Genomic DNA, 15,759 nt, shown 5'->3' on the forward strand with positions numbered 1-15,759 from the left:
TGAGCCCTCGCTAAAACGCACACTGAGTTGATCCATGGACAAACTGAAAATTCGCGGCGGCAAGCGCCTGCAAGGCACGCTGGATGTGGCAGGTGCCAAAAACGCCGCCTTGCCCGAGTTGTGCGCCGCCTTGTTGAGCGCCGAGCCTGTCACGTTGGCCAATGTGCCGCGCCTGCAAGACGTGTCGACCATGCTCAAGCTGATCCGCAACATGGGCGTGACGGCCGAGCACCATGAAGACGGTCGCGTCACGCTGGATGCGGGTGGCCTGAACAACCCCGAAGCGCCTTACGAATTGGTGAAAACCATGCGCGCTTCGGTGCTGGCATTGGGGCCTTTGCTGGCCCGTTTTGGCCATGCCAAGGTGTCGCTCCCTGGCGGTTGCGCCATCGGTTCGCGCCCGGTGGACCAGCACATCAAGGGCCTGCAGGCCATGGGGGCCGAGATCACGGTGGACCATGGTTACATGCTGGCCAGCTTGCCTGCAGGCCGCACGCGCCTGAAGGGCGCGCACATCACCACCGACATGGTCACCGTGACCGGCACTGAAAACTTCATGATGGCGGCGGCTTTGGCCGAAGGCGAAACCGTGCTCGAAAACGCCGCACAAGAGCCTGAAATTGGCGATCTGGCCGAGATGCTCATCAAGATGGGCGCCAAGATCGAAGGCCACGGCACACGCCGCATTCGCATCCAAGGGGTTGAGCGTTTGCATGGCTGCCAGCACCAAGTGGTGGCCGACCGCATCGAGGCGGGCACGTTCTTGTGCGCGGTCGCTGCCACGGGCGGTGACGTGGTGTTGCGCCACGGCCGTGCCGACCACCTCGAAGTGGTCATCGAAAAACTGCGCGACGCCGGTGCCACCATCGAAGCGGGCGAAGGCTTTATCCGCGTCAAGGCCGATGGCCGCCTGAAGGCGCAGAGCTTTCGCACCACCGAATACCCCGGTTTCCCGACCGACATGCAGGCCCAGTTCATGGCGCTCAACTGCATCTCGCAAGGCACGAGCAAGGTGACCGAGACGATTTTTGAAAACCGCTTCATGCACGTCAACGAGTTGGTGCGCCTGGGTGCTCATATCCAAATCGACGGCAAGGTGTCGGTCATCGAAGGGGTGGATAAATTGTCGGGTGCCATCGTCATGGCCACTGACTTGCGGGCTTCTGCCAGCCTGGTGATTGCCGGTTTGGTGGCCGAAGGCGAAACCATCGTCGACCGCATTTACCACCTGGACCGCGGCTATGACCGCATGGAACTGAAACTGCGCGGCCTGGGGGCCGACATTGAAAGAGTGAAATGATCACGCTGGCCCTGTCCAAAGGACGCATCTTTGACGAAACCTTGCCGCTGCTGCTGGCCGCTGGCATCGAGGTGCTCGAAGACCCCGAAAAATCACGCAAGCTGATCTTGCCCACCAACCAGCCCCATGTGCGCGTGGTGCTGGTGCGTGCCAGCGATGTGCCCACCTATGTGGAGTACGGCGGTGCCGATTTGGGCGTGACCGGTCTCGACACCTTGATCGAGCACGGCGGTCAAGGCCTGTACCAGCCGCTGGACCTGAACATTGCCAAGTGCCGCATGAGCGTGGCCGTGCGTGCTGACTACGACTATGCCAGTGCCGTGCGTACCGGCTCGCGCCTGAAAGTAGCGACCAAATACACCGCGATTGCCCGTGACTTTTTTGCCACCAAGGGTGTGCACGTTGACCTGATCAAGCTCTATGGCAGCATGGAGTTGGCCCCGTTGACTGGCTTGGCCGATGCGATTGTCGATCTGGTGTCGACGGGCAACACGCTCAAGGCCAACCACCTGGTCGAGGTCGAACGCATCATGGACATCAGCTCGCGCTTGGTGGTTAACCAGGCCGCACTCAAGCTCAAGCAAGCGCCGATCCGGGCCATCATCGACGCCTTTGCGGGCGCTGTGAAAAAAGACTGAAAGACATGAACGCTATGGGCCTGCACGCAAAACCCTTGCAACTGAACACGGCTGATGCCGGTTTTGAAGCGGCCTTTGCTGCCCGCCTGCATTGGTCTGCCGATACCGACGCCGCCATTGAGCAGCGCGTGGCCGACATTCTGGCCGATGTGCAAAAGCGTGGCGATGCGGCCGTGCTCGATTACACCCAGCGCTTTGACGGTTTGCAAGCGGCTGATGTGAAGGCGCTGGAGATCACCCAAGCCGAGTTGCAAGCGGCGCTCGACAGCCTTCCGGCTGCACAGCGCGAAGCCTTGCAGGCCGCTGCGGCCCGTGTGCGCAAGTACCACGAGGCACAAAAGAAAGCATCTGGCGAGAGCTGGAGTTACCGCGACGAAGACGGCACCTTGCTGGGCCAAAAAGTCACGCCGCTCGACCGTGTGGGCATTTATGTGCCTGGCGGCAAAGCCGCTTACCCGTCTTCGGTGTTGATGAATGCGATTCCTGCCCATGTGGCCGGAGTGCAAGAGATCATCATGGTGGTGCCCACGCCAGCCGGTGTGCGCAACCCGCTGGTGTTGGCCGCCGCCTGTGTGGCCGGTGTGAGCCGCGCATTCACAGTGGGCGGTGCACAGGCTGTGGCTGCATTGGCTTACGGCACCGCCACCATCCCCAAGGTGGACAAGATCACCGGCCCCGGCAATGCCTATGTGGCCAGCGCCAAAAAGCGCGTGTTCGGCACCGTGGGCATCGACATGATCGCCGGCCCCAGCGAAATTCTGGTGCTTGCCGACGGCAGCACACCCGCTGAATGGGTGGCGATGGATTTGTTCAGCCAGGCCGAGCACGACGAACTTGCACAGAGCATTTTGCTGTGCCCCGATGCGACTTACATCGCCGAGGTGCAAGCTGCCATCGACCGCCTGCTGCCCGAGATGCCACGGCGCGAGATCATCGCCAAAAGCCTGAATGACCGAGGCGCATTGATCTTGACGCGCAGCATGGAAGAAGCCTGCGCCATCAGCAACCGCATCGCGCCCGAACACCTTGAGGTGTCCAGCCGCGACCCGCACCGCTGGGAGCCCCTGCTTCGCCACGCGGGCGCGATCTTTTTGGGCGCGTTCACCAGCGAAAGTTTGGGCGACTACTGCGCAGGTCCCAACCACGTGCTGCCCACCAGCGGCACGGCGCGGTTCTCTTCGCCTTTGGGTGTTTATGACTTCCAGAAACGCTCCAGCCTGATCGAGGTCAGCGAAGCCGGTGCTCAGCCCTTGGGCCGCATTGCCGCCGAGCTGGCTTACGGAGAAGGCCTGCAAGCCCATGCCCGCGCTGCCGAGTTGCGTTTGAACCCTGTGCCCCCGATGCGAGATACGAAATGAGCAACGTCAGCCCCAAATTGATGCAACGCATTCGCCAAGACGTGCAGTCCATGCACGCCTACGCCATCCAGGATTCGGCGGGCATGGTCAAGCTTGACGCGATGGAAAACCCGCACAGATTGCCCGTAGATTTGCAAAAGGCTTTGGGCGAGCGGCTGGGTGCACTGGCGCTGAACCGCTATCCCGATGGCCGCGTGAACGACTTGCGCCACGCGCTCGCCACGCACGCAGGCATGCCCGAAGGCTTCGACATCATGTTGGGCAACGGCTCGGACGAGCTGATTTCGCTGCTGGCGCTGGCTTGCGACGTCCCTGGCGCTGCCATCCTCGCCCCGCTGCCGGGCTTTGTGATGTACGCCATGAGCGCCCAACTGCAAGGCCTGGCCTTTCACGGCGTGCCACTCACGGCCGATTTTGAACTCGATGAAACTGCCATGCTGGCCGCCATTGCCGAGCACAAGCCTTCCATCGTTTACCTGGCTTACCCCAACAACCCCACGGGCAATTTGTGGAACGACGATGTGATCGAAAAGATCGTGCTCGCGCAAGGTGCCCAAGGCGGGCTGGTCGTCATGGACGAGGCTTACCAGCCCTTTGCCAGCCGAAGCTACATCGACCGCATCACGCGCCACTCGCATGTGCTTTTGATGCGCACACTCAGCAAGTTCGGTCTGGCCGGTGTGCGTTTGGGTTACATGGTGGGCCCCAAAGCCTTGGTGGCCGAGGTCGACAAAGTCCGCCCGCCCTACAACATCAGTGTGCTCAATTGCGAGTGCGCCTTGTTTGCCTTGGAGCACGCCGAGGTGTTTGTCGCACAGGCCAAAGACCTGCGCGAACAGCGTGCCCGTTTGCAGCGTGAACTGGCCGCATTGCCCGGCGTGTCGCCGTTCCCAAGCGAAGCCAATATGATTTTGGCCCGCGTGCCCGATGCGGCCAAAACCTTTGAAGGTCTGAAGGCGCACGGTGTGCTGATCAAGAACGTTTCTAAAATGCACCCACTGCTGGCCAATTGCCTGCGCCTGACGGTGGGCACCGCCGCAGAAAACGACCAACTCCTTGCCGCTTTGAAAGCCTCCTTATGAACAGCAGCGCTGACCGCACAGCCAACGTGACCCGCAAGACGGCCGAGACGAACATCCGCGTCGCCATCAACCTGGATGGCACCGGCCAGGCCAAGCTGGCCACAGGCATCGGATTTCTGGACCACATGCTCGACCAGATTGCGCGCCACGGCCTGATCGATCTGGACATCAGCTGCGAAGGCGACTTGCACATCGATGGTCACCACACCGTAGAAGACATCGGCATCACCTTGGGCCAGGCATTTGCCCAGGCCATTGGCGACAAAAAAGGCATTCGCCGTTACGGCCATTCTTACGTGCCGTTGGACGAAGCTTTAAGCCGTGTGGTGGTGGATTTTTCAGGTCGCCCCGGTTTGCACATGGATGTGAAGTTCACGTCCGGCTCGCTGGGCGCCTTGGATACGCAGCTGGTGTATGAGTTTTTCCAGGGTTTTGTGAACCACGCCCTCTGCACCTTGCACATCGACAACCTCAAGGGCGTGAACGCACACCACCAGTGCGAGACGATTTTCAAGGCCTTTGCCCGCGCCGTGCGTGCGGCGCTCGAACTCGATCCGCGCTCGGCCGGTGTGATTCCCTCCACCAAAGGCAGCCTCTGACATGAGCGTCAACCGCGTCGCCGTCGTCGATTACGGCATGGGCAATTTGCGCTCTGTGGCGCAAGCGGTGATCCATGCCGCGTCCAGCGTGGACCATGCCGAAGTCACCGTGACCTCCAACCCTCAGGTCGTACGTGATGCGCACCGCGTGGTTTTGCCAGGGCAGGGCGCCATGCCCGACTGCATGCGCGAGTTGCGCGAATCGGGCCTGATCGAAGCCGTGCTCGAAGCGGCCGTCAGCAAACCGCTGTTTGGCGTGTGTGTAGGCATGCAGATGCTGCTCGATCACAGCGACGAGGGCGACACGCCGGGCTTGGGCCTGATTCCTGGCAAGGTGGTCAAGTTCGAGTTGGCGGGGCAAATTCAACCCGACGGCACCCGCTACAAAGTGCCACAAATGGGCTGGAACCAGGTGTGGCAAGCCCAGCCTGCGCACGCCCTTTGGCAAGGCATTGACGATGGCAGCTGGTATTATTTTGTGCACAGCTTCTATGCCCAGGTGGCCAACCCAGCGCACAGTGCGGCCGAAACCGATTACGGCGGTCGTTTTGCCTGTGCGATTGCCCGTGACAATATTTTCGCGACCCAGTTTCACCCCGAAAAAAGCGCCGACCAAGGTTTGGCCTTGTTCCGCAATTTCCTCCACTGGCAGCCTTGAGTGGTTTTCACTGCCGTTTTTCTTCCACCTGCTTTTAATTTGCCATGATTCTGATCCCCGCCATTGACCTCAAAGACGGCCATTGCGTTCGCCTCAAACAGGGCGATATGGACCAAGCCACAACCTTCGGTGAAGACCCCGCTGCCATGGCCCGCACCTGGCTCGAAAAAGGCGCACGTCGCTTGCATCTGGTCGATCTGAACGGCGCTTTTGCCGGCAAGCCGCAAAATTTTAGTGCCATCAAATCCATCCTCAAGGCGGTGGGCGATGACATTCCGGTGCAACTGGGCGGCGGCATCCGTGATCTGGACACGATCGAAAAATACATCGACAGCGGCCTGCGCTACGTCATCATCGGCACCGCCGCCGTCAAGAACCCCGGTTTTTTGAAGGACGCCTGCACGGCCTTTGGCGGCCACATCATCGTGGGTTTGGACGCCAAGGATGGCAAAGTCGCCACAGACGGCTGGAGCAAGCTCACGGGTCATGAAGTCGTGGACTTGGCCAAAAAATTCGAAGACTGGGGCGTCGAGTCCATCATCTACACCGACATCGGCCGTGATGGCATGCTCAGCGGCATCAACATCGACGCCACCGTCAAGCTGGCGCAGGCCCTTACCATCCCCGTTATCGCATCGGGCGGCCTGTCCAACATGGCCGACATCGAGCAGCTGTGCGCGGTGGAAGGCGAAGGCGTGGAAGGCGTGATCTGCGGCCGCGCTGTGTATTCGGGCGACCTCGACTTTGCGCTGGCGCAAAAACGCGCCGACGAACTCAACGGTTGAAATCCACAGGAAGTTCCAGATGACCGGGCAGGCCACTTGTCGCGACACCGTGTTCGCAGGCCTGCCGGCTTGCGAGCTGGCCTTGCCCACGGGCGACCGCTTGGTGGTCGCGCTGCACGGCGCGCATGTGCTGTCCTGGGTGTCGGGCGGGCAAGAACAGCTTTACCTCAGTCCTCAAAGCGTGATGGACGGCCAAGCCGCCATTCGAGGCGGTGTGCCGGTGTGCTTCCCGCAGTTCAACCAGCGCGGCCCCATGGCCGATCGGCTGCCCAAACACGGTTTTGCACGAAACGTGGCTTGGCAGGCTGACGCGCCCGACTTGCGTGCAGACCATGCTCGGCTCACGCTGCGCTTGACCGACAACGCCCAGACCCTCGCCTGGTGGCCGCAAGCGTTTGAGCTGCAATTGCAAATCGACTTGAGCCCTGGCGAAGTGCAGCTGACGCTGCGGGTGCACAACACCGACACCCAACCGTTGGCGTTTTCGGGCGCATTGCACACCTACTTGGCAGTGCCTGACGTGACCGTTGCAACATTGCATGGCCTGGGTGGACAGCCCGAATGGGATTCGCTCAACGACACCCATGCGTTAGCCGCCGATGCGCTGCGTTTTGTGGCCGAATTTGACCGCGTTTACGAGGCCGATGCCAAAACGTCCGCACAAGCCTTGACGCTGAACCAGACCTTGCGCATCAGCCAAAGCCCCAGCTGGGCCAACACAGTGGTCTGGAACCCCGCGCAAGACCTCTGCAAGCGCTTGGCTGACATGCCCGATGAGGGCTGGCGTCACATGTTGTGCGTCGAAGCTGCGCAGGTTTATGAACCCATTACCTTGTCTGCGGGCGGGCGATGGGAAGGCTGGCAGCGCTTGCAAGCGCTGACCCACTGAGATTTGAAAAGAGACCCCCATGCTGGCCAAACGCATCATCCCTTGCCTCGACGTGACCGGCGGTCGCGTGGTCAAAGGCGTTAACTTTGTCGAACTGCGCGATGCCGGAGACCCGGTCGAAATCGCGGCACGTTACAACGAGCAGGGTGCAGACGAGCTGACTTTCCTCGACATCACCGCGACCAGCGATGGCCGTGACGTGATCCTGCACATCATCGAAGCCGTGGCCAGCCAGGTTTTCATCCCGCTCACGGTGGGTGGCGGTGTGCGCACGGTGGAAGATGTGCGCCGACTGCTCAACGCTGGGGCTGACAAAACCAGCTTCAACTCGGCGGCCATTGCCAACCCGCAAGTCATCCGCGAAGCCTCGGCCAAATACGGTGCGCAGTGCATCGTGGTCGCCATCGACGCCAAGCGCCGCACAGCCGAAGACGAGCAACGCATCGGCGCGAATGGCCTGGCCATGGGGCCAGGCTGGGATGTGTACAGCCACGGTGGCCGCAAAAACGTGGGCCTGGACGCGGTGGCCTGGGCCACCCAAATGGCCGAGTACGGCGCAGGCGAAATCTTGCTGACCAGCATGGACCGCGACGGCACCAAAAGCGGCTTTGACCTGCAACTGACCCGCGCCGTGAGCGACGCCGTGAGCGTGCCCGTGATCGCATCAGGCGGCGTGGGTAACCTCGATCACTTGGCCGATGGCGTGAGCATCGGCGGCGCCGACGCGGTACTGGCCGCCAGCATCTTTCACTACGGTGAATACACGGTGCAGCAGGCCAAAGAGCGGATGCGGGAACGTGGCATTCAGGTCAGGTTGTGAACATGAATTGGCTCGACAAAATCAAATGGGATGACAAAGGCCTAGTGCCGGTCATCGCTCAGGAAAATCACAGCGGCGATGTGCTGATGTTTGCCTGGATGAACCGCGAGGCACTGCAAAAGACGGCCGAGCTCAAGCGGGCGGTGTATTTCAGCCGCTCGCGCAACAAACTGTGGTTCAAGGGCGAAGAGTCTGGCCATGTGCAGACGGTGCACGACATTCGCCTCGACTGCGACAACGATGTGGTGTTGCTCAAAGTCACCCAGCTGGGGCACGAGCCGGGCATTGCCTGTCATACGGGTCGCCACAGCTGCTTTTTCCAGAGCCTGCAAGCCGACGCTTGGCTGGCCACTGACCCGGTCTTGAAAGACCCTGAAACCATTTACAAGTGATTGCCATGAGCTCGACCGATTCCCCATCCCCGTCGTCAGAAGACACCTTGGCGCAGTCTTCAGAAGACACCTTGGCGCGTCTGGCCGCCATCATCGAAAGTCGCAAGGCGGTCAACGGCGGCGATCCTGAAAAAAGCTACGTAGCACGCCTCTTGCACAAAGGCCCCGACGCTTTTCTGAAAAAGATTGGCGAAGAAGCCACTGAAACCGTGATGGCCGCCAAGGATGTTGACCACGGCGGTGATGCCAGCAAGCTGGTCTATGAAGTGGCCGATTTGTGGTTCCACAGCATGATCGCGCTGGCGCACTATGGCCTGACACCCGCTGATGTGGTCAATGAGCTGGCCCGCCGCGAAGGCCTGAGCGGGCTGGAAGAAAAAGCCCTGCGCAAGGTGCAAGAGCGCGAACGGCTTGGAGAATAAGCCGTGAACCAACAGCCCCCCCATGAGCAGCCGCTGGACGACAGCACCCGCACCATCAGCTGGGTCAGCTACATCCTGCACCTGATCGTGGCGGTGAGTGCCGTGGTGCCTGGCGCGCAAATGGGCCCGGCCTTGCTGGTGGTGGCGCTGATCATCGATCTGGTCAAAAAAGGCGATGCCGCAGGCTGGGAGGCCACACATTTCAGCTACCGCATCCGCACCGTGATTTGGGCGGCTGTGTTGTATTTGGTGACGTTCCCGCTTTGGTTCTTCTTTGTGTTGCCGGGTTGGCTGGCCTGGGTGGGTATTTCCATCTGGTTTTTGTACCGCATCGTGCTGGGCATGGTGCGTTTGAACGGGCAGCGCCCGGTGACCGACTGAATTTTGACTTTAGACAACGATCAAGCCATGACCGACGCCAACTGTATTTTTTGCAAAATCATCGCGGGTCAAATCCCGTCGCGCAAAGTGTACGAAGACGAACATGTGTTCGCCTTCCACGACATCGCCCCTTGGGCACCTGTCCATTTCCTGATCATTCCCAAGCTGCACATCCCCTCGATGGCCCAGTTGGCCCCGGAGCATGCAGGTTTGATGGGCCACATGATGACCTTGGTCCCCAAACTGGCCCTGCAAGCGGGTTGCACGCCTTACCCCGAGGGCGGTTTCCGCATCGTGGTCAATAACGGCTCCGAAGGCGGGCAGGAAGTGCATCACCTGCACATGCACGTCATGGGCGGTCCGCGTCCCTGGCTCAAGGGCTAAAGCGGGCTTGTCAAACAAGCGGGCGGACCTCAATTCCTTGTTCAAGCAAGGCAGATCGGTTTTGGGGGGTATCACCCCTTAGAATCTTGCAACTACGTTAGGAGATATTCATGGGTTCCTTTTCCATTTGGCACTGGCTGATCGTGCTGTTGATCGTGGTCATGGTGTTTGGCACCAAAAAGCTCAAAAACATGGGCTCTGACCTGGGTGGTGCCGTCAAAGGCTTTAAAGACGGCATGAAAGAGGGCGGTACCAAGCCTGAAGCAGAGTCGCCAGTGGCTGGTCAAGTGGCCTCTTCGGCCCAGGCCGAAAAGACCACCATCGACGTCGAAGCCAAGACCAAGTCTTGATGCTTGAACGACCGAACGCTGCACTGTGCTGGACTTAAGTTTTTCAAAAATGGCGCTCATCGGGGTGGTGGCGTTGATCGTCATCGGCCCCGAAAAACTGCCTAAAGTGGCCCGCACAATGGGCACTTTACTGGGCAAGGCCCAGCGTTACGTCGCCGATGTCAAGGCCGAGGTGAACCGGTCCATGGACCTGGAAGAGCTTAAAAAGATGAAAGAGACCATGGAAACGGCGGCTCGCGATGTCGAGCAAACCGTTCAAACCACGGCCTCTGATTTTGAAAAAGACTGGGCCGACACCACGGCTGGGCTGAACAGTGATCTGCCTGCCATTGAGCCCCCACCGCCTTATTACGTGCGGCCCGATAAGAATTGGCGCCTCAAGCGGGGTGCGATGCCTCAGTGGTACAAAGCCCGTTCCGGGGTTCGAACCAAAGCGCTTTCGGGTGCCGCTCGTGTAGCCCGTTACCGGCCCAAGCCCCTCAATTCTGTGTGACGCCTGCGCACCTTGGGTGCGCAACGTCCAACCGACTCCCCCATGTCCGATACCCCTTCCCAGTCCGACGACGAACTCAAAGGTTCTGAGCAACCTTTTGTGGCGCACCTGATCGAGTTGCGCGACCGCCTGATCTGGGCCGTGGCCGCCGTGGCGGTGGCAGCTGCTGCGCTGGCCATATACCCTGGCCCCGGCAATTTGTACGATATCTTGGCGGCACCTTTGGTGGTGCATTTGCCCAAAGGCGCCACCTTGATCGCCACCTCGGTCATCTCTCCTTTCATGGTGCCGCTCAAGATTTTGCTGATGGCCGCGTTCTTGATCGCTTTGCCCGTGGTGCTTTACCAAGTCTGGGCGTTCATTGCGCCAGGTCTTTACAGCCACGAGAAAAAACTGGTCATGCCTTTGGTGGTTTCCAGCACTTTGTTGTTTTTCATTGGGGTGGCTTTTTGTTACTTCTTTGTGTTCGGCCAGGTGTTCAGCTTCATCCAGAGCTTCGCCCCCAAAAGCATCACGGCCGCGCCTGACATCGAGGCTTATTTGAGCTTTGTGTTGTCCATGTTCTTGGCCTTTGGACTGGCTTTTGAGGTGCCTGTTGCCGTGGTTGTGTTGGCCCGCATGGGTGTGGTCAGCGTGCAAAAGCTGAAGGATTTTCGGGGCTATTTTGTGGTGTTGGCTTTTGTGATTGCAGCCGTGGTCACCCCGCCCGATGTGGTATCGCAATTGGCCTTGGCCATCCCGATGTGCTTGCTGTATGAGCTGGGCATCTGGGCCGCACAAATTTTCATCAAACACACACAGCCGCCGCAAGAACCTGAAGTCGCTTCTTGACGACATCGGATTTCCCAAAACAAAAGAGGCCGACAGGCCTCTTTTGCATGGAGCAGGAAGTCATTCCCGCGTCGGGGATTTATTTGCGCATTTTGTTGGCTGCAGGCCGCTCGGCCGGGGTCAAGCGCAAATTGACTTCGCCTTGGCGACGCCAGACTTTCACCTCGGCAGGTTCACCAGGCTTCAAGCTGGCCACCTGAACCAACAACTCGGCCACATTGCTGACAGGCTGACCAGCCACCTTGACGATCACGTCACCGGGGCGAATGCCGGCATTGGCGGCAGGCCCGTTTTTCAGCACGCCCGTGATCACAACCCCCGAAGGCAGGACTTGGCCAGATTTAGGGAGTTGAAAGCTTTCGGCCAATTCGGCGGACATGTCTTGCGGCTCGACCCCGATCCAGCCCCGGATGACTTTGCCGTTTTTCAGCAAATCCTGCATGACTTGCTTGGCCGTAGAGATCGGGATGGCAAAGCCAATGCCCATGCTGCCGCCTGAGCGGGAATAAATGGCCGTGTTGATGCCCATCAGGTGGCCATTCACATCCACCAATGCACCGCCTGAGTTGCCGGGGTTGATGGCGGCATCGGTCTGTATGAAGTTTTCGAACGTGTTGATGCCCAGCTGACTCCGGCCCAAGGCGCTGACGATGCCCGATGTCACGGTTTGGCCCACGCCAAAGGGGTTGCCAATGGCCAGCACCACATCGCCTACCTGCAGGTTTTGGGTTTGCCCCAGCACAATCACGGGCAATTTGTCGAGCGTGATTTTCAGCAGTGCCAAGTCGGTGTCAGGGTCGGTGCCAATGACTTTGGCCGCAGCACGGCGGCCATCGGCCAGCACGACTTCGATGTCGTCCGCATCTTCAATCACATGGTTGTTGGTCAAGATGTGGCCTTCGGGGCTGACAATGACGCCACTGCCCAGCCCGGCTGGATTTTGTTCTTCCTGCTCACCATAGAAAAATTTGAACCAAGGGTCTTGGCTCTGGGGGCTTTGTGTGCTGGCTTTGCTGGTGTTGATGCTGACCACCGCTGGCGACGCTTGGCGGGCGGGTGCGCTCAGGCTGCCCACCGGACGGCTCAGTGGTGAACCTGCGGGAGCCTGCAGCAAAGTCATTCCGTCGGTCGAGCGCTGTGCACTGCGCAACCAATCGGGCTGGAGTGTGGCCACGACAAACCAGACCGCCAACAAGACCGTCACCCATTGCGAAAAGAGGAGCCAATAACGTTTCATGAGCCCAATTGTCCTTGATTCGGGGCACTCGCCCGGTTGCATGGTGCGCCCTTGGTGGGTCAAGTCATGCAGGCCTTGCGCCACAATACTCCTCCCATCCTGAAAGCGCAGCCGATGACCAATGCCAAAACCTTGGGCCAGGCCTTTGATGCCCTGCTCCAACCCGATAAGTTCCGCGATTACGGCCCCAATGGCTTGCAGGTCGAAGGTGACCGCGAGGTGAAATTGCTGGTCAGTGGTGTCACCGCCAGTCGGGCCCTGATCGAAGCGGCGATTGAAGCCGATGCCGATGCCATTTTTGTGCACCATGGCCTTTTTTGGAAAGGCCAGGACGGGCGTGTCACTGGCTGGATGCGTGAACGGCTGCGCTTGTTATTGACCCATGGCATTCATTTGTTTGCTTACCACCTGCCGCTGGATGCGCACCCCGAATTGGGCAACAACGCCCAGCTGGCCCGTGTGTTGGGCCTGCAAGCCGATGGTCGATTTGGCGAGCAGGATTTGGGCTTTGTGGGTACTGGTGTCAAGACATGGGCCAGCCCTCAGGCCTTGGCCGACCATGTGGCCGCCGTTCTCGGACGCTCGGTGATTTGCGCGGGTGACAGCAATCGACCCGTTCGCCGAGTGGGCTGGTGCACGGGCGGGGCGCAAGGTTACTTTGAAGCCGCCATTGCTCAAGGTGTGGACGTCTTCATTACGGGTGAAATATCGGAACCCCAAGCCCATCTGGCCAGAGAAACCGGCGTGGCCTTTCTGGCTTGTGGGCACCATGCGAGTGAGCGTTACGGTGCCCCCGCTGTGGCTGCCCGCGTTGCGCAAGACCTGGGCATGCAACACCGTTTCATTGACATCGACAACCCGGCTTGAGGCGCACACGCATGACTTTTGAATCCGCTCCGCTGACGCCCTTGATCCAGCAAGCCATCGCCCTCACGCCGGGCGACCCTTGCGGCATTGGGCCTGAAATCATCGCCCGTGCGTGGTGCCTTGCGCCTGAGTCGACCCAAGGTTGTTTTGTGGCGGGCGATGTGGGCTTGATGCGCCGCGCCATGGCTTTGGTGCAGGCGGTGCCGACCTTTCCGGTTGTCGAAATCCAAGCCCCGAGCGAGGCCCTGCATGTTCCGCCCCGGTGTTTGCCTGTGTTACAGGTGGTGCCGGTGTCGCCTGTATTGCCTTGGGGGTGCATCGATGGCCGTGCCGGGCAATTGGCGGGTGAAGCCGTCTTGTGGGCTACACGTGCTGCATTGCGGGGCGAGTTGGCCGGGCTGGTCACTGCACCTTTGCACAAAGAAGCCTTGCACGCCGCTGGTGCGCCTTACAACCAATACCCTGGCCACACCGAGTTGTTGCAAGCCGAAGCGGCCCGGCATGCGGGGGTGACTATCGAGCTGATGCCGGTGCGCATGATGTTGGCCAACAACGAGCTGCGCACGGTGCTGGTGAGCATCCATGTGTCGCTGCGCGATGCCTTGGACGCCATCACGTTCGAGCGTGTCTTGCAAACCCTTGCCATCACCGATGCTTCATTGTCGAAAATATTGGGCCGCAGGCCTCGGATGGCTGTGGCAGGTGTCAATCCGCATGCTGGCGAGGGGGGCTTGTTTGGGCGCGAAGAAATCGACATTCTGCAGCCCTGTCTTGCCGCAGCAAGGCAGCATGGGATGGATGTGCATGGCCCTTATGCCCCTGACACTGTTTTCATGCGGGCCCGCAAGCAGGCCGATGGCCGTCGTGAGTTTGATGTGGTCATTGCGATGTACCACGATCAGGGCTTGATCCCGGTCAAATACCTGGGGGTGGAGCAGGGGGTGAACGTGACCCTGGGGCTGCCGCTGGTCAGGACCAGCCCGGACCACGGTACGGCCATGGACCTGGCAGGCAAAGGCGTGGCCGATGCCAGCAGCATGATCCAGGCCATCCGCATGGCGCGCCAGATGGTCAGTGGCGCGCACTGACCTCTGGGGACTTCAGCCTTTGGTTTTCAGGCTGTCGCGGATTTCACGCAACAGCATCACGTCTTCAGGCGTGACGGGAGCCGCTTCAGGGGCTGCAGAGTCCGCCTTGGCTGCGCTCATGCGGTTCATTTGGCGAATCATCAAAAAGATGATGAACGCCAAGATGACGAAATTCAGCGCCACTGTGATGAAGTTACCGTAAGCAAACACAGAACCCAGCTTTTTGGCTTCGAGCAGGCTCAGGCCAGCCGTTTGACCCGCCAAGGCAACGTAGTAATTGGAGAAATCCAGGCCGCCAAAGAGCTTGCTGACCAAGGGCATGATCAGGTCGCTGACAGCCGAATCCACGATTTTTCCGAATGCGCCGCCAATGATCACGCCCACAGCAAGGTCCATGACATTGCCCTTGACTACGAAAGTTTTGAATTCTTGAGAAAAAGACATTTAAAAATCCTCTGAAAAGATAAAGAGAGGGCTATTGTGCAGCATGAAAAGCAAGGTGGTGGTGGTTGTAAGTCATTTGTCTGTTTCACTCCGCTACAATCCCGGGTTGACCCTGATAACGACTCGCTAGAGGATTCCCATGAGTGACACCCCAGTCGACAGCAGCAAACGGACCTGGCTGATTGCCTCCGGTTGCGCAGGTGCCGTAGGCGCTGGCTTTGTGGCCACCCCCTTCGTCAGCAGCTTTCAACCTTCCGAACGAGCCAAAGCGGCCGGCGCGGCCGTAGAAGTGGATATTTCCGCTTTGAATCCTGGCGAGAAGCTGACCGTCGAATGGCGCGGCAAGCCCGTATGGATCATGAAGCGTTCGCCCGAACAGCTCGAATCTCTCAAGAAAATCGAAGGCCAGCTGGCTGATCCAGCCTCGGATCGCAACGCTTACCCTACCCCTGAGTACGCCAAAAACCAGCACCGGTCGATCAAGCCCGAAATCATGGTGGCTGTGGGCATTTGCACCCACTTGGGTTGCTCGCCAGGCGACAAGTTCGCTACAGGCCCTCAGCCATCGCTGCCTGACGACTGGACGGGTGGTTTCCTGTGCGCTTGCCACGGTTCGACTTTCGATTTGGCTGGCCGCGTGTTCAAGAACAAGCCTGCACCGGATAACCTCGAAGTGCCTCCGCACATGTACCTGTCCGACACCAAATTGATCATTGGTGAAGACAAGAAGGCCTGATGGAG

General features: G+C 59.7%; 21 protein-coding genes. 19 read left to right on the forward strand and 2 right to left on the reverse strand.

Annotation, left to right across the window (positions count from 1 at the left end):
* Positions 1–34: 34 nt before the first annotated feature.
* The 16 genes from murA to tatC all read left to right on the forward strand — a co-directional run bounded on the left by murA (position 35) and on the right by tatC (position 11,382).
* On the forward strand, positions 35–1,300 hold the full coding sequence (gene murA, locus ACZ5RG_RS01760) for a UDP-N-acetylglucosamine 1-carboxyvinyltransferase (RefSeq protein ID WP_315137921.1): 1,266 nt from the start codon (positions 35–37) through the stop codon (positions 1,298–1,300).
* A complete protein-coding gene (gene hisG, locus ACZ5RG_RS01765) occupies positions 1,297–1,938 on the forward strand; it encodes an ATP phosphoribosyltransferase (protein WP_298601823.1) in 642 nt (213 codons plus the stop codon). The genes murA and hisG overlap by 4 nt, the downstream gene beginning before the upstream one ends.
* A 14-nt stretch (positions 1,939–1,952) precedes the next feature.
* Positions 1,953–3,296, forward strand: a complete 1,344-nt coding sequence (gene hisD, locus ACZ5RG_RS01770; RefSeq protein WP_464448169.1) for a histidinol dehydrogenase — start codon at positions 1,953–1,955, stop codon at positions 3,294–3,296.
* Positions 3,293–4,378 (forward strand): histidinol-phosphate transaminase, encoded by a 1,086-nt coding sequence (gene hisC / locus ACZ5RG_RS01775; RefSeq protein WP_464447638.1) that lies wholly within the window; start codon positions 3,293–3,295, stop codon positions 4,376–4,378. Before hisD ends, hisC begins: the two co-directional genes overlap by 4 nt.
* The gene (hisB, locus tag ACZ5RG_RS01780) at positions 4,375–4,977 is read left to right on the forward strand and encodes an imidazoleglycerol-phosphate dehydratase HisB (protein WP_298601829.1); all 603 of its coding nucleotides are present in this window, start codon (positions 4,375–4,377) and stop codon (positions 4,975–4,977) included. The genes hisC and hisB overlap by 4 nt, the downstream gene beginning before the upstream one ends.
* Before the next feature lies 1 nt (position 4,978).
* A complete protein-coding gene (gene hisH / locus ACZ5RG_RS01785; RefSeq protein WP_464447639.1) occupies positions 4,979–5,635 on the forward strand; it encodes an imidazole glycerol phosphate synthase subunit HisH in 657 nt (218 codons plus the stop codon).
* A gap of 44 nt (positions 5,636–5,679) precedes the next feature.
* Positions 5,680–6,420, forward strand: coding sequence for a 1-(5-phosphoribosyl)-5-[(5-phosphoribosylamino)methylideneamino]imidazole-4-carboxamide isomerase (hisA, locus tag ACZ5RG_RS01790; RefSeq protein WP_298601835.1), 741 nt, complete (start codon positions 5,680–5,682; stop codon positions 6,418–6,420).
* A 19-nt stretch (positions 6,421–6,439) separates the two neighbouring features.
* Positions 6,440–7,309 carry a D-hexose-6-phosphate mutarotase gene (locus ACZ5RG_RS01795; protein WP_315235125.1) on the forward strand — a complete coding sequence of 290 codons (870 nt, stop codon included), beginning with the start codon at positions 6,440–6,442 and terminating at the stop codon, positions 7,307–7,309.
* 19 nt (positions 7,310–7,328) lie between these two features.
* The gene (gene hisF / locus ACZ5RG_RS01800; protein WP_298601840.1) at positions 7,329–8,129 is read left to right on the forward strand and encodes an imidazole glycerol phosphate synthase subunit HisF; all 801 of its coding nucleotides are present in this window, start codon (positions 7,329–7,331) and stop codon (positions 8,127–8,129) included.
* Positions 8,130–8,131: 2 nt separating this feature from the next.
* Positions 8,132–8,521 carry a phosphoribosyl-AMP cyclohydrolase gene (gene hisI / locus ACZ5RG_RS01805; protein WP_298601843.1) on the forward strand — a complete coding sequence of 130 codons (390 nt, stop codon included), beginning with the start codon at positions 8,132–8,134 and terminating at the stop codon, positions 8,519–8,521.
* Between the two features lie 5 nt (positions 8,522–8,526).
* On the forward strand, positions 8,527–8,943 hold the full coding sequence (locus ACZ5RG_RS01810) for a phosphoribosyl-ATP diphosphatase (RefSeq protein ID WP_298601846.1): 417 nt from the start codon (positions 8,527–8,529) through the stop codon (positions 8,941–8,943).
* Positions 8,944–8,946: 3 nt separating this feature from the next.
* Positions 8,947–9,324, forward strand: coding sequence for a DUF4870 family protein (locus ACZ5RG_RS01815; RefSeq protein WP_298601850.1), 378 nt, complete (start codon positions 8,947–8,949; stop codon positions 9,322–9,324).
* Between the two features lie 27 nt (positions 9,325–9,351).
* Positions 9,352–9,708, forward strand: coding sequence for a histidine triad nucleotide-binding protein (locus ACZ5RG_RS01820; RefSeq protein ID WP_464447640.1), 357 nt, complete (start codon positions 9,352–9,354; stop codon positions 9,706–9,708).
* Positions 9,709–9,818: 110 nt separating this feature from the next.
* Entirely contained in the window at positions 9,819–10,058 is a 240-nt protein-coding gene (gene tatA, locus ACZ5RG_RS01825; RefSeq protein WP_298601855.1) for a Sec-independent protein translocase subunit TatA, read from the forward strand.
* Positions 10,059–10,083: 25 nt separating this feature from the next.
* Positions 10,084–10,551 carry a Sec-independent protein translocase protein TatB gene (gene tatB, locus ACZ5RG_RS01830; protein WP_298601857.1) on the forward strand — a complete coding sequence of 156 codons (468 nt, stop codon included), beginning with the start codon at positions 10,084–10,086 and terminating at the stop codon, positions 10,549–10,551.
* Positions 10,552–10,593: 42 nt separating this feature from the next.
* A complete protein-coding gene (gene tatC, locus ACZ5RG_RS01835; protein WP_464447641.1) occupies positions 10,594–11,382 on the forward strand; it encodes a twin-arginine translocase subunit TatC in 789 nt (262 codons plus the stop codon).
* Between the two features lie 79 nt (positions 11,383–11,461).
* Here the strand turns inward: tatC and ACZ5RG_RS01840 are convergent, their stop codons facing one another.
* A complete protein-coding gene (locus ACZ5RG_RS01840; protein WP_298601863.1) occupies positions 11,462–12,619 on the reverse strand; it encodes a S1C family serine protease in 1,158 nt (385 codons plus the stop codon).
* A gap of 114 nt (positions 12,620–12,733) precedes the next feature.
* On the opposite strand from ACZ5RG_RS01840, the gene ACZ5RG_RS01845 reads away from it, so the two are divergent.
* Positions 12,734–13,486: a Nif3-like dinuclear metal center hexameric protein gene (locus ACZ5RG_RS01845; protein ID WP_298601866.1), complete on the forward strand. Its 753-nt coding sequence runs from the start codon at positions 12,734–12,736 to the stop codon at positions 13,484–13,486.
* A gap of 11 nt (positions 13,487–13,497) precedes the next feature.
* Positions 13,498–14,574 (forward strand): 4-hydroxythreonine-4-phosphate dehydrogenase PdxA, encoded by a 1,077-nt coding sequence (gene pdxA, locus ACZ5RG_RS01850; RefSeq protein WP_464447642.1) that lies wholly within the window; start codon positions 13,498–13,500, stop codon positions 14,572–14,574.
* 12 nt (positions 14,575–14,586) lie between these two features.
* Here pdxA and mscL read toward each other — a convergent pair whose 3' ends face one another.
* Positions 14,587–15,018, reverse strand: coding sequence for a large conductance mechanosensitive channel protein MscL (gene mscL / locus ACZ5RG_RS01855; RefSeq protein ID WP_298601872.1), 432 nt, complete (start codon positions 15,016–15,018; stop codon positions 14,587–14,589).
* Positions 15,019–15,157: 139 nt separating this feature from the next.
* Here mscL and petA point away from each other — a divergent pair, with 139 nt between their 5' ends.
* Positions 15,158–15,754: a ubiquinol-cytochrome c reductase iron-sulfur subunit gene (petA, locus tag ACZ5RG_RS01860; RefSeq protein WP_298601875.1), complete on the forward strand. Its 597-nt coding sequence runs from the start codon at positions 15,158–15,160 to the stop codon at positions 15,752–15,754.
* Positions 15,755–15,759: the final 5 nt, after the last annotated feature.

It is taken from the genome of Limnohabitans sp. TEGF005, assembly GCF_055394835.1.